This is a genomic window from Pseudoalteromonas sp. TAB23, from assembly GCF_000498075.1.
GTDB lineage: Bacteria > Pseudomonadota > Gammaproteobacteria > Enterobacterales > Alteromonadaceae > Pseudoalteromonas > Pseudoalteromonas arctica.
In genome coordinates this window covers 1-12,766 of record NZ_AUTP01000027.1, presented here as the reverse complement: position 1 = coordinate 12,766, position 12,766 = coordinate 1, and the positions used below count along the sequence as shown (strand labels likewise).

The 12,766-nt window shown below is 37.3% G+C and carries 12 protein-coding genes and 1 pseudogene; 8 read left to right on the top strand and 5 right to left on the bottom strand.

What is annotated here, in order from left to right; translation table 11 throughout:
- The 6 genes and pseudogenes from L654_RS0100495 to L654_RS0100470 form a co-directional block, all read left to right on the top strand.
- Positions 1-222 (top strand): annotated as a pseudogene (locus tag L654_RS0100495) (hypothetical protein); the annotation flags it as partial.
- A 643-nt stretch (positions 223-865) separates the two neighbouring features.
- Positions 866-1,435, top strand: a complete 570-nt coding sequence (sodC, locus tag L654_RS0100490) for a superoxide dismutase family protein (protein WP_024606939.1) — start codon at positions 866-868, stop codon at positions 1,433-1,435.
- A gap of 16 nt (positions 1,436-1,451) precedes the next feature.
- Complete coding sequence (locus tag L654_RS0100485) at positions 1,452-1,685, top strand: ChaB family protein (RefSeq protein WP_024590240.1); 234 nt, start codon at positions 1,452-1,454, stop codon at positions 1,683-1,685.
- 237 nt (positions 1,686-1,922) lie between these two features.
- Positions 1,923-2,537, top strand: coding sequence for an acyl carrier protein phosphodiesterase (locus tag L654_RS0100480; RefSeq protein ID WP_024590241.1), 615 nt, complete (start codon positions 1,923-1,925; stop codon positions 2,535-2,537).
- 85 nt (positions 2,538-2,622) lie between these two features.
- Positions 2,623-3,558, top strand: coding sequence for a hypothetical protein (locus tag L654_RS0100475; RefSeq protein ID WP_024606938.1), 936 nt, complete (start codon positions 2,623-2,625; stop codon positions 3,556-3,558).
- 37 nt (positions 3,559-3,595) lie between these two features.
- Positions 3,596-3,937 (top strand): YajD family HNH nuclease, encoded by a 342-nt coding sequence (locus L654_RS0100470; protein WP_007581433.1) that lies wholly within the window; start codon positions 3,596-3,598, stop codon positions 3,935-3,937.
- Positions 3,938-4,049: 112 nt separating this feature from the next.
- Here the strand turns inward: L654_RS0100470 and L654_RS0100465 are convergent, their stop codons facing one another.
- On the bottom strand, positions 4,050-4,520 hold the full coding sequence (locus tag L654_RS0100465) for a YHS domain-containing (seleno)protein (RefSeq protein ID WP_008165251.1): 471 nt from the start codon (positions 4,518-4,520) through the stop codon (positions 4,050-4,052).
- A gap of 126 nt (positions 4,521-4,646) precedes the next feature.
- Here L654_RS0100465 and L654_RS0100460 point away from each other — a divergent pair, with 126 nt between their 5' ends.
- On the top strand, positions 4,647-5,468 hold the full coding sequence (locus L654_RS0100460; protein WP_024606937.1) for an AraC family transcriptional regulator: 822 nt from the start codon (positions 4,647-4,649) through the stop codon (positions 5,466-5,468).
- Positions 5,469-5,472: 4 nt separating this feature from the next.
- On the opposite strand, the gene L654_RS0100455 is transcribed toward L654_RS0100460, so the two are convergent.
- The 3 genes from L654_RS0100455 to L654_RS0100445 all read right to left on the bottom strand — a co-directional run bounded on the left by L654_RS0100455 (position 5,473) and on the right by L654_RS0100445 (position 10,797).
- On the bottom strand, positions 5,473-6,765 hold the full coding sequence (locus L654_RS0100455) for an alpha/beta hydrolase (protein ID WP_024606936.1): 1,293 nt from the start codon (positions 6,763-6,765) through the stop codon (positions 5,473-5,475).
- A gap of 211 nt (positions 6,766-6,976) precedes the next feature.
- Entirely contained in the window at positions 6,977-8,335 is a 1,359-nt protein-coding gene (locus tag L654_RS0100450; RefSeq protein ID WP_024606935.1) for a serine hydrolase domain-containing protein, read from the bottom strand.
- A 281-nt stretch (positions 8,336-8,616) separates the two neighbouring features.
- Positions 8,617-10,797 carry an ATP-binding protein gene (locus L654_RS0100445; protein WP_024606934.1) on the bottom strand — a complete coding sequence of 727 codons (2,181 nt, stop codon included), beginning with the start codon at positions 10,795-10,797 and terminating at the stop codon, positions 8,617-8,619.
- Positions 10,798-11,285: 488 nt separating this feature from the next.
- Between L654_RS0100445 and L654_RS0100440 the strand changes: the two genes are divergently transcribed.
- Positions 11,286-11,963 (top strand): glutathione S-transferase family protein, encoded by a 678-nt coding sequence (locus tag L654_RS0100440; protein WP_007581448.1) that lies wholly within the window; start codon positions 11,286-11,288, stop codon positions 11,961-11,963.
- A gap of 53 nt (positions 11,964-12,016) precedes the next feature.
- Here L654_RS0100440 and L654_RS0100435 read toward each other — a convergent pair.
- Positions 12,017-12,766 (bottom strand): STAS domain-containing protein (locus L654_RS0100435; RefSeq protein WP_024606933.1); only part of this gene is annotated, 750 nt, incomplete at its 5' end.

Genomic DNA, 12,766 nt, shown 5'->3' with positions numbered 1-12,766 from the left:
CCATTAGTCGCTGCATTTGCTGCTGGTGGCGCAGGCGCTGCAGTTGGTGGTACTTTAGGTGCCGCAATTGGTGCGTTTATCCCCGAGCACGAAATTAAGTATTATGAAGATGCCATTGAAAAAGGCTCTATATTAATTGGTGTTAAGTACGATAGTGACAACAAAAATGCTATTGAAGAAATACTTAACAATGCAGGCGCAAGTAACGTATCTACAGCGTAATGCTAGCTAATTAATTAAAAAAGGTGAAACTTGGTTTCACCTTTTTTGTGCTCGCTTTTTAGTGCCAAGCAATAATACTTAATCAATTTGAGGGATTAAATCTTACGCTAACTGCGTTAAAAATTCTGATATAAAACAACTAAATAACGTAATTTTTTGTCATTAAATTGACCCATATATAAGCGGATTTTTTTGAACATACTTTGATTATAAAAATAAATACCCCTTATAGATATAACGCGTGAAGAGTATCTTAGAAGGCTTATTTAGATTGGCGCTTCTTTATTTCATAACGTACGGCCATTCAACCAGCACCAACACTCGAGACTACCGCCTAAGTAATAAGGGCCTCTTTAATATCGTCTTTTTCACTTGGATTGTCTTTTTTGGTAGGGACGTTGGTAATCTTTTCTCACGAGCTTTGTAAATATGCCTTGGTTTTCACTTAATCATTGGCTAAAAGTTAGCTCATTAATTAAATGGCTATTTAGTTAAAGTTATTTTAATCAATAAATTGCGACTAAAAAATACATAAATGTATGTTTGAACATAGGACTGGTATAGACATTGAAACTACTTATTTAATAGTCGCTTAATTTAGCGATATTGTTTTATTAATTTGATACTAAACCAGGAGATGATGATGAATTGTTTGCAGTTTGATTCAAAAACTAAAAGAAGTTTAAACCGCGTTTTAAAACCTGCTTTTGCAATATTATTTACCAGCGTGTTACTACAAAATAGTGCACTGGCTAATGTAAACGTTGAAATGCACCAAGTTACTAAGTCGGGCCAGGGGCAATTACTAGGCACTATTACACTAACAGAAAATGATCACGGCGTTGTTTTTTCACCAAACTTAAAAGGTTTAACGCCGGGGCAGCACGGCTTTCATGTTCATCAATTTGCTAGTTGTGAACCCAAGAAAAAAGGCGATAAGGTAGTGCCAGGTGGCGGTGCTGGTGGGCATTTCGATCCAAAAGCTAGCGAGCATCATGATGCTCCTTGGGCCAACGGCCATTTAGGCGATTTACCGGCGTTGTATGTAAATGAAAGTGGCCAAGCTAAATCGCCTGTTTTAGCGCCAAGGCTCACGCTTGAAAAACTTAAACAACATGCTGTGATGATCCACGAAGGAAGTGATAACTATGCAGATGAGCCAAAGCCATTAGGTGGCGGTGGTAGCCGTGTTGCTTGTGGCGTAATTAAGTAAATATAAGGAGAAAGTTATGCCATATAAAAACCGTGACGAACTACCTGAGTCGGTAAAAAGTAACTTACCTAAACATGCTCAAGACATATATCAAGAGGCGTTTAATAGTGCATGGGATACCTACAAGGACCCGAGCGATAGAAAAAACGACGACGACCGCGAAACCACTGCGCACAAAGTGGCTTGGTCTGCGGTTAAAAACAGTTATAGCAAAAATGACAATGGAAATTGGGTAAAGTCGAGTAATTAGTTTTGATCAAACTAACAACAAGGCTGAAGTATTAAAAAGCCGCTACAGCTTATTGTAGTGGCTTTTTTATAGAGCCCAGTGATTAATCGTTTTTCTATTTACCTTTTTAAACAATACTTTACGGCATGTTTGAGTAAAATTGAGAAGCAAAACCATAAGTACTGCTTTAAACACGAATGTGAGTTTAGTTTAAATTTACGTTATTATTTGTTTGTATTAGCCAAGCCCGAGAACACTTTGAATTATTTAGCTCATCTTTATTTAGCGCAGCCCACAGCCGATTCTCACTTTGGGAACTTATTGGGCGACTTTGGTGGTAAAAGGCATGTAGAGTACTTACCAAATACGGTTAAAAACGGGCTCGATAACCACTATTTAGTCGATAAATTTACCGACTCCCACCGCGCAGTTAAACACGCTAAACAGTACTTTTCACCTGAGCGTAAACGTTTTGCTGGTGTGGCTATTGATGTGGTGTTTGATCATTTTTTAATTGTGCATTGGCAGCGATTTAGCAAGCAACCTTTAAGTGATTTTAAGTACACCAGCTATCAGCTTTTGAATAATCGCATACCTGTTATGCCGCCGCGCATGCAGCATGTTGTAACAAGTATGACTAAAAACGATTGGTTTAAAGAGTACGAAACCGTTGAGGGAATAGGAGTAGCACTTGATAATATTGCTAACCGCATCCGTTTTACTAATAACTTTGCGGGGGCGGCTGATGATATAACGCGTAACTACGACGAATTAGAAGCCGTGTTTTTAGCGTTCTTCCCGGAGCTAATTAAGCATGTAAGTGAGTTTGACCTTGAAAGCACCCCAAAAAATGACATAAAGCGCATTATTTAAAGTTTTCATCAATTGTTAACCTTTTGTGATAATTTAAGGTGAAAAAAACGCTACTCTAATACAAATTAATTTTTGAGTGTTTTTAATGAATCGCAATTACTTGGTTATTGTGAGCTTTGCTGTTTTAGCGGCATTTCAATCTGGTGCTGTATTGGCTTTCGACTTTGACTTAAAGTCGGTACGAACCACTATTTCAAACCCTAACACTAGTCACGCGTTAATATACGACGACTTGGCTGGGAGTAATCAAAAAACACTGTTTTCGTTAGAGCCCATAAACAATCAACGTGTGGGTGTGTTTTTTGATATTAACGACATTGAAATTGGTTATTCAGCCGATATTTTCGAAGATGATGTTGAAACAAAAACACAAGATATACTGCTTGCTTATAGAAAATTTGAAAATTCTAAAATCACATTTAACTATCAAACGCTTGAAGGGCTGCAAAGCACGGCTAGCAATTTAAGCGGCAATCAAACGGATCAAATTTTCTCGCAAAATATACGTTCAACCAAGTTTGAGCTATCTGGCCAACACAACTTCTATACCTTCAATAATAAAGAGTCTTTGTTTGAGCATTTTTTTCTTAATAGGCCAAAGCTAAGCAGCAAATTTGATTTGTCGTTAAGTGTTGTTGGTGCTTGGTCTTTCAAGCATGTATCTCTTGAGAATAAAGATAATATTGTGTTTCAGGCTGATTTTTTAAATTCATCTGCACCACAGGTCACTAAGTTAATTTCTAATTCGTACGGGGCGAGTATTGGCTCGCTTTTATCATTTTCGTTACCGCATAATGTTCACGTATTTGCTGAATACAAAGTAGGTAAAGGGCATATTCAAAACACAAACCCTGGGTTGGGGTTAAAAGATTCGGGCGCCGAAAAAGTTGAAGCATACGGCGGTGGAATTTCTTGGACTTCCGACAATAAAAAACTTATGGTTGTACTACGTGCATGGGAGCAAACAGGCCGGCATATAGATACTTCTTTTGGTGATTTGTCAGTAATTAAGTTTTTTTAGTATTGAGCACCGAAATAGTGAATTTACCAGGAATATTATGAGTAAGAATAACGATGTACCTCAGGCTTATGTTAAGCAAGAGGAAGGTTATAGAATAAAGGCCTTAAGATTATATCCTTGGGTATGCGGGCGTTGTGCTCGTGAGTTTGAGTACTCTAATTTACGTGAGTTAACGGTGCACCATGTTGATCATAACCACAGTAATAATCCTGAAGACGGAAGTAACTGGGAGTTATTGTGTATTTATTGCCACGACAATGAGCACAATAAATACCACGAGCATATTATGTATGGCGGGTCGACTACAGATCGCAAAGTTGAGGCTGCGACGCATTCTCCATTTGCCGATTTAAAAGCGATGCTTAATAAATCAAAGTAATATTAGTTAAATTAAGAGCTTAAGCCTAAAATTTTATTAATTTAAATGGCATTTTGAGGGTGAACGGTTATAAACCGAAGCAACCTCAAAAATTAACTTTAAATTGGTTTTATTAAAGCTCTTTTGCTGTTTTGTCTTTTATGTCAAACCAGTTTGAATCGGCTGAAGTAATAAAGCCTGGTACGTCTTTTAGCCATTGTTTTTGAACCGATTTATCAAGATTTAAATAAAGTTTGTTTTCAACAATTTTGAAAGCCTCTGGATCTACGTCAAACTTTTTCTCCATTGATACACCAAACGCACAAAAGCCACCAAATTGTGGTGCGTACTTTTCTGGGTTAGCTCTAAATAAGTCGCGGTGCTTAGCTGAGCTGAACTTATAAATGGCATTTTTATGTGTTGCAGTATATTCAGAGCTGCCTGTTACCGCTTTGTTTTGGGTAAAGTAAGCAACGGTATCGTAACCACTAATTGCAATGTCGTTAACGTCGGCATTTGCGTCTATGTCTGCTGCAAAGCTTAGTGAACTTGCAAGGACTGATGCTGCAAAAAAAGCTGATTTAGTGAGTGTCGAAAATTTCATGTGTATCTCCAAAGGGTAATTTAATTAGTGTGTTTGTTTAAAACTCAACTGTACTTTATCGTTATTGCTTGGTTAATATGCGTCTATTAGTCTATATTTTCATACCAATAATCCAAAGAGGCGCTTATGGACGTACTTTCGAGTGTACTGAGTCACTTTTCGCTTAATGCCAATGTGTTTTTTAGTGGGAACATGTGCGGTACGAGTGACTTTAGTGACGATCAAGGTGTTGGGCATTTGCACTTATTGCGCTCAGGTACGTTAAAAGTACGTAGTAATAGTGGTTTTGAAGTGGTTTTATCTACCCCTTCAGTTATCTTTTTTCCTCACTCTACTGGGCACTGTTTGTTTGCGGATAAGAGTGACGGTGCCGATTTAGTCTGTGCACAAATTAACTATCAAAGTGGAGGGCATAGCCCTTTATTGCAGGCGCTGCCTTTTTGCTTAAATTACGAATTAACGGGTGATGGATTATTAGCGCAGAGTGCTTTTTGGATTTTTGAAGAGGCATTTAAAGACGCCAGCGGTAAGCATTTAATTATAGATCGCTTATGCGATGTATTTTTAATTAGCGTTTTGCGCAAGGTATTAGAAGAGGGCACCATTAAAAGCGGGATGATGGCAGGGCTTGCCCATCCTCAGTTGGCTAAGGTATTAATAAAAATACACCAAACCCCAGAGCAAAGCTGGTCACTTAGCGCTATGGCTGAGGAATGTGGTATGTCGCGTTCTAAATTTGCCGATACCTTTAAGCGAGTAATTGAGCAAACACCGGCTGACTATTTGGCTGATTGGCGTTTATCGGTTGCTAAAAAGCTTATTTTAAAAAATCAAAATATGGATTTAGTGGCTAATCAGGTTGGGTACGAAAATGGCTCTGCACTCGCCCGTGTATTTAGAAAAAAAACAGGGCAAGCGCCAAAAGAGTGGTTATTGAGCCAGCAGTAAACGTTTAATTTTGTAAGTTAGCTGCATCCGTTTTAATTAGGTAGTTTGAATCGAGTGACCAAAAATTATTTTCGAGTTTTTGTAGAGGTCGTTTTTTAGAGCCTGGCGACGCCTTATGCAGTATCAAATTAATAAGATCTGAGCTGACCGCCGGATCACTATGAAAGTAGTCATGGCCTATTAGGCTGCCAGATTTAGGTACTTTAATTAGGCTTACGTTACCTACAGAAGTGAATATGTCTTGCTCGTTTATGTTTACATCTTTGGTGTTTAGCCGACCAAAGCTTAAGCTGTTTGTTAGCCACTGTGAAATACCCAACGCGCTATCTTCTTGAGAGGTGTAAATGGTGATTTGCTCAAACGCAGGCCCAAATTGCTCTGCCATTAGCCTTTGTTTAATTATACCAAAATCGAGATCAGGGGCTGCTAAAATTAAGTTTTCAATACGCAGGTCTTCTCGGGGATTTCCGCCACTGGCTCTGTTTTCAATTATAAGTTCTCTAAGTGTTGTGGTTACTACATCGGTGCCACGGCTATGCGCAATAATATGAATGTTTTCTATTTCAGGATTTTTGAAAAGCAGTCGCAAAGTTTCTTTTAAATGAAAAATAGTAAATTGACCAGACTCTTTATCTTCAAAATAGCCGGTTAATCCTGTGGCAGCAGCAGGCCAAGAGTAAACAATAGGTACGCCTTGTCGGTTTAAAAAATGCCAAATACCGGCAAGGGTAAATACTGATTCGTTAAAGGTATTATTAAAGCCATGCACAAACAAAATAACATCTTTATTATTACTGTTTTTTAAACGCTGATTAATATTTTTGTTTAATTGGGTTTCGTGAAAAATTTTGCGTTCTAAAATATCTTCGTCAATTTGGAGTTTGTTTTTTACGCGTCTAAATTTATAAGGCGATAAAGGGAAGCGACCTAATTCATCCGCTTTTTCCATTACGTAAGTCAAATTTCCGGAGCGATTTTTAAGGCTACTTTGCTTTAATAGCTCACTCCACTGCAAAGATTTATCGCCAAAATTTACTTTTGCTACACCGTACGCAATTGATGGCGAGCGACTTGCGTTATACATAACCCCCTCTTTTTCAGAAACTGCTCGGTCTGTAACATAGAGTAATTCCATACTTGTAGTATGTAGGTTTTTAGGTACTTGGGCTTCTGAATAAGGCGTACTTACATATAAATTGGGTGTAGGCATTAAAGCTGGGTTTGAAGTACAAGCAGATAGCAAAATAATGAGCAAAGGGGCGAAAATATAGGATTTACCGTGAGGGTGAAAAAGCATGCTTATTCCTTATTTTCGGTTTGTAAATTATTTTAAAGAGGTTAAGTATAAAATTAGCATATAAAAAGTAACATATTTATTACCTTTTACACATCACATACTAATTTTATAATTTATTGTTGCGTTAACGAGGATTCAAAATAAAAATACCCGAGCTTATAAGTAGAGAAAGCTGCGGGCATTGTTTTTTGGGAGGCTTATAAAGCTAAAGCTAAATCTTAATCGCCTCAGTAGGCGTTGTTGATAATCCACTAAAATACTTCATTACTAATTGGCCTTGGCTGTTTTTTTCTATTACTAAGTAATTGTTTGAATTAGGGTAGTAAAAGCTATTTTTAGACATGGTAATAAGTTTTGTTTTATCGCCACCAGTGCGCTTTGAATACAAAACGTCATTTTCAAAAATTAGGCTGCGTAAGGTGTTTTCATCAATACGGTAATCACCCAATACGGGCGCTAATTGCTGCTCTGTTACCTCTGCTTTTTTAAACTCGGGTAGTGCAATACCTAGTGCTCTGGCTGTGAATTTTTCGTTGATAAAAATAGGGTTTATGTGGTTTGAATTAGCCAGTACTGCAACATATAGCTTTTGCTCTGGAATATAGCGTGCATGTGCTAAAAAGCCATTTATTCCGCCAGTGTGTTTAATTACGGTGTATTCATTCAAGGGCTTAATAATTAATCCGTAACCATAGGATGAAAAGCTGCCGTCGTTGAGTTTAAAAGGGCTTACCATCTTCTCATAACCTGCTTTACTAATAAGCTTGCCAGACGATAACGCACTAAACCAAATGTTTAAGTCGGTTGGAGTAGATATAAGCGCACCTGCGGCATATGGCCAATCCATATTAATGTAGCTGGTGTTGATAAATCCTTGCTCTGTTTGCTCATAGCCAGATGCGCGATGGGTAACAAGTTCTTGCCCTTCATAACTACTCTGGTTCATTTTTAGCTTTTTAAATATGTGTTGTTCAATAAAGTCTTTGTAAGACTGGCCACTTGCTACTTCAATTATTTTACCAAGCAGTGAATAACCGGTATTTGAATAAGCCATTGTTTCGCCGGGTTTAAACACCATTGGGTGTTTGGCAAATCGCGCTAGTGCATCGTCAACGCTGGTGGGGACTTGTATTTCTTTATCAAAGAGATCGTCGTCATCTGTGTAGTTGGCGATGCCTGAGGTGTGGGTTAATAAGTTTTCGATTGTGACGAGGTTGCCCTCTGTTGGAAAGCTTGCAACATACTTATGAATATCATCGGTAACCGCTAGCTTACCTTGCTCTTGCAACATCATAATTGCAGCTGCAGTAAATTGTTTTGAAATAGAACCTAAACGCAAAACGCTTTGTTCATTAAGTGGAATGTTATGCTCAAGGTTGGCAAGCCCGCGCGTTCCTTTAAAAAGTACTTTGCCATTTTTACTTATAATTACCGATACCCCAGGCTCGTTTTCAGTAAGGTTATCGTTAAGAATTTCCTGATATTGCGAGGCTGTCGGATTTGCTTTTACAAGGCAGGGTGTTAATAGCGAGAGGGCTAACAAACAGCTAACGTAAAATGGCTTAATCATATTCATCCTTTTTAGTTTTTATACCAAACCTGTAGATAGGCTTAGCGATCCCTGTGCTTCATTTAAGCGGTTATTTACTTTAATTTATAAGTATTATTTTTAGTTTATAGCCAGTTAATATTGCACAGCTAAAAAGTAAACTCAACGCTTCGCTTTAGTTACCCATATACATTCAAATTTTTTGTTAAATCAATAAACGCGCATAACCTTGGTGGCATATGCCGCTTAGTTAAATAGTTTAAGTAATTAGGCACTCCTCCCATTTTATATATATTAAGTAGCTACGATGATTTCAGCCGCTTGGATAAAAACAAGGTTGTTACATCAGCTACTTTAATAAGTGACAGTTTATCTGCATGGCTCCATGAAATTTTTGAGCCAACACTTTCACAACAAATAACACCTAGTGGCTTGTTATCAATAAAGTAGATGTAGTCAAGCAAGGAGTAAATGTTTGATGGTTCAAAATAAACTTTGGTGAAGTTTTTAGTGATTTCGTGGTTTCTCGCATCTGATGCGTCTAATACTTTATGATCTAAAATATAGTCAAAGTATGCAGGAAAGTCTTCAGCTTTTAAAACTGCATTACTTACTATTTCATTTTTTTCATCAAGGCAAATTAAGCTATTAATGGCAGTATAGTCGTGATTAAATAACCAGAGACTGACTCTGTCGGCATTTGGAATTAACTTTTTTAGCTCATTGCATATCTGTTTTAGCTTACGTTCACTCGTAATGTTTGGGTTACTAACTTTAACTGCTAAATTTTTGAGATTTGAGTTTTTTGGATTATAGACATTGAGCAAGCTATTTAAATGCTCTTTATTAAATGGCTTCGTTAAATAGCCATCCATACCAATATCTAAATAGTGTTCAATATCTTGTTTCATGGTGTTGGCTGTCATGGCAATAATTGGCGTTGTTTTACCTGTTTGTTGCGCTCTAATTATTTTAGTGGCTTGCACTCCATCCATCACTGGCATTTGAATGTCCATAAAAATCAAATCAACATGGTTGGCAAAAAAGTAATCAACGCAATCTTTGCCATTTTCGGTAAATATTACTTTCGCATTATGGGCTTGTAGCATTTTACTTACGACAACTTGATTTACTTTATTGTCTTCGGCAACCAAAATAGTACACCCTTGTAAATCGGTTATTTCTTTATTTGGTTTTAATAATTCATCGAGTTCTGATGTTTCAAAGCTTTGTTGGTAAGTAAATACAGAACCTTTATCTTCTTTACTCGTGAAGTTGATTTTGCCATTCATTAAATCACTTAGCTTGGTGCAAATGGAGAGGCCAAGGCCCGTGCCCCCGTACTTTCTAGATGTAGATGAATCAGCCTGATGAAACTCTTTAAATAAATTTTGCTGTGCAGCTTTACTAATACCAATACCTGTATCAATTATTTCAAATACAATATTTTGCGTGTTTAAGGAGTTCTCTTTTACAGTGACTTTAAACTCTACCTGGCCTTGTTGTGTAAATTTAATCGCATTTGAGCATAAGTTATTTAAAATTTGTGAAATTCTGACAGGATCGCCTTTTAAGGTTGTAGCGATATTTTTATCTATAGATGGAATAAATTTTATTCCTTTATCTGTGGCTTGTTTCATTAGTGGATTAATTACATTGTTAATGACTTCGCTCAGGTTAAAGTTAATATTCTCAATATTTAATTTACCCGCTTCAATTTTTGAAAAGTCTAAAATGTCATTTACAATATTTGAGAGTATATTCGCGGAGCTTAAAATACTTTTTAAGGCGTTATCTTTTTCTATATTTGAAGTCTCTGCCAGTCCAAACTCAGCTAAATTTAAAATGCCGTGCAGCGGAGTTCTTAGCTCGTGCGACATATTTGCTAAAAATCGACCTTTTAGAGTGTTAGCTGTATCAGCTTCTTTTTTTAGTTCTTCAAGATTTTTATTATGTATTTGTTGTTGTTTTAATGCAGTGGCCAGCTTTCTGTTGTTTAACCTGAGCTCAAGTTGTGCGATAACTTCTTTGCCAAGTATTTTCAGTGCGTTAATTTGTGTTTGAGTTAGCTTTTTTGGCTGGTCGCTGATAACACATAATGTACCAATTGTGCTGCCACTAGGTGTAACTAGCGGTGTGCCCGCATAAAACCGAATGTTTGGATCGCTGGTTACTAGAGGGTTATCATAAAAACGTTCATCAAGTAGAGCGTTTTGTATTTCAAATACTTGGTCTTGCAGTATTGTATGAGAGCAAAATGCGATATCTCTTTCGGTGGAGTCTACATCGATACCATACTTTGATTTAAACCACTGCCTTTGTGGATCAACTAAGCTTATAAGTGATATGGGGGCTTCACAAATATCAGAAGCAAGTTGAGTTAAATCATCAAATACTTTTTCGGCTTCAGTATCTAATATTTCATACTCATACAGGGCTTTTAATCTAGATTCTTCGTCTACTGGTATTTGTGCTTTTATCATAGTATTGCTCAATATTTATATAGATTCACTATAAGAGTAATTTAGTGATAATGACAACTTTAACATGTAAATCAGGCTAATAAATAGATTCTGTATTTTGTTACTCTCTTATTATTTTTTTGAAGTGTTTTTTATAAAACCAGCGAAAGTAAAAAGGATCTTTCCATACTGAACACTCTCAGTAATTAACATCGGAATTAATAGGGATTAAACCAGTCTATAGTTTTACATCATCTGTAAATTTTGAAACTCAGCAGCTCTGCTGGTGGGCAAATTCTGCAACCTTGTGAATCATAAATTTCTAAAAGCATGTGATGGCTCGAAAAGGCTGATATTTTCCTTGGCATAAGTGATATTCACTAATGAAGTATCACGAAATGCTTACAATTAAATCACGTTTTAACTGTATATTTTACTTAGTTAAAACTTAATTTGAACACCCGCTCAAGTTGTGCTTTAATCATGTCTCAATTATTGAGGAACTTTACATGATTAAATTTTATTTTCACCATACTCCTAACCCAATGAAGGTTGCACTCTTTTTAGAAGAAACAGGCTTACCGTTTGAACTTGTTCCTCTTGATACTTTAAAAGGTGAGCAACATACACCTGAATTTAAAGCAATTAATCCAAACGCTAAGGCGCCAGCAATTGTTGATGGTGAAACTCGTGTGTTCGATTCGAATGCTATTTTAATGTACCTTTCTGAAAAATATGGAAAGCTAGAAGGCAAGGGCGATGACCGCGCTGAAATGCTGTCATGGTTAATGTTTATCGCATCTGGTTTAGGTCCGTATTCAGGGCAAAGTGTACACTTTAGACACATGGCGCCAGAAGGGCTTGATTACGCGGTTAATCGCTATTTACGTGAAGCGCAGCGCCATTACGAAGTACTTGATACTCACCTTGAAGGTCGTGACTTTATTGTGGGTGATACGTATACCATTGCTGATGTATCTGCATGGGGCTGGATTGATAAAGCACCGGTTGTATTAGGTGAAGAGGGCTTAGCACCGTATCCAAATCTTAAGCGTTGGTTTGAAAGCATTGATAGCCGCCCAGCGGTTGCACGTGCACGCGTAATTGGTACTGATGTAGCCTTTAAAAAAGAGTTTGATGAAGACGCTAAAAAAGCGTTTTTCCCTTCAAATTACCCTAAAGTATAAAAAGTACTTAATTCTAAACAGCAGATCAGCTAGCTGATCTGCTGTTTAGTATTTCATGGCTGTGTTAGCACCTCTTTATTTTCATCTGCCACGAATAAATTAACTTCCTCTGTGTGCTGGCTTACGCTATTTCTTTTTAGGGCGATGTATAGGTCTGAGTGAATATATATACCTTCTTTTCCCGACTTCATTCCTGCAATTTCAAACCACGAAAGTAGTTGGCGTTTTCTACCTGCAAGTTCAAGCCTTATATCGCGCTTTTTAAATATAACATCTAGATCGGCAAGCATTGCCATTACGCTTAAATCTAAGTGAGTAAAGCAGGGCACAGCATCAATTATTACACAGTGGGTGTCGTCTTTTTGCCTTGCGTATTGCTCAAGTAATCTGCGTTTAAAGTAGCTGGCATTAAAGTAAGTTAAAGGTGAATTAAAGCGATAGATAAACACGCCTTGCACTGCTTTTGCTTTATCTGTGGCGTCTAAACTTCTTACTACACCGTTAACATCTACGCCGAGTATATTGTCGGTTGGGCGCATTACAGTGCGAATAAACTGAAATAACCCCAGTAATACAGCAAGTGTGATCCCTGGTATAACGCCAATAAATAACACCGCAAGTAAGGTGGCTGAGGCGAGATAAAATGCCTGTTTGTCTTTTCGTTTTAGTTGCCAAACAGCTTTTAAATCGAGTAAATGAACAGAGGCAATAATAAGTACAACACCTAGCGCTGCGCTTGGAATAAATTCAAGTGGCGCTGTTAAAAATACGGCTATGACCGCAATAATGGCCGCTGCTATTAT